This is a genomic window from Pseudomonas sp. 5P_3.1_Bac2 (assembly GCF_025465995.1).
GTDB lineage: Bacteria > Pseudomonadota > Gammaproteobacteria > Pseudomonadales > Pseudomonadaceae > Aquipseudomonas.
Genome location: NZ_JANLNY010000015.1, coordinates 1 through 927, shown reverse-complemented (window position 1 = coordinate 927; position 927 = coordinate 1). Strand labels below are relative to the sequence as shown.

The following is a 927-nucleotide window of genomic DNA, read 5'->3' as shown; positions in this document are numbered from 1 at the left end:
CGAGTCGATGCTGGAGATCGAGGTCACTCGTGAGGCCTTGCGAAAAAAGTGGTGAGCGCCCCCTCCCGTCGAGAGCTGGTGCGCCACATGACGGCACGCGGCTTGAGTGAGCGTCGAGCGCTTCAGGTGATTCGCATGAGCGCCAGCGCTCTGCGCTACCAGCCAAGAGCGGATCGCAACCAGAACCTGCGTGAGCGTATTGTGGCCTTGGCTCATCGGCATCGCCGCTATGGCGCCGCGATGATCTATTTGAAGCTGCGCCAGGCTGGCGAGGTGGTCAACCACAAGCGGGTGGAGCGCCTGTATGCCGAGGCTCACTTGCAGGTGAAAAGGCGTAAGCGCAAGAAGATCCCGATTGCAGATCGACAGCCGCTAGGGCGCCCAAGGGCAGCTAATCAGGTCTGGTCGATGGACTTTGTTTTTGATCGCACGGCTGAAGGGCGTGTCATCAAGAGCCTGACCGTGGTGGATGATGCTACCCATGAGGCTGTCGCCATCGTGCCGGAACGATCGATTGGCGGACTTTTGTTGACGCGCATTTTGGATCGTCTGGCCATGTCACGCGGGCTGCCCAAATCCATCCGCACGGACAATGGCAAGGAGTTCTGTGGTCGCGCCATGCTGACATGGGCTCATCAGCGAGGTGTGCTGCTGTTTCTGATTGAGCCCGGCAAACCCAATCAGAATGCCTACATCGAATCGTTTAACGGGCGCTTTCGTGATGAATGCCTGAACGAACACTGGTTCGCCAGTCTGCCGCACGCCAAGGTGGTGATTGAGTCTTGGCGGAGGGAATACAACGAAGAAAGACCGAAGAAAGGGCTCGGTGGGTTAACCCCATCGGCCTATGCCGAGCAACTGACCTCGCAAGCCGTTATATTGAACTAGGACTCTAAAGCCAGCTGCTACTGAAGACGGGGAGACGTC

Annotated in this window: 1 pseudogene; it reads left to right on the top strand. The window is 58.0% G+C overall.

Annotation, left to right across the window (positions count from 1 at the left end):
• Positions 1–36: 36 nt before the first annotated feature.
• A pseudogene (locus tag NTD81_RS10205) lies at positions 37–888 on the top strand (IS3 family transposase); the annotation flags it as partial.
• Positions 889–927: the final 39 nt, after the last annotated feature.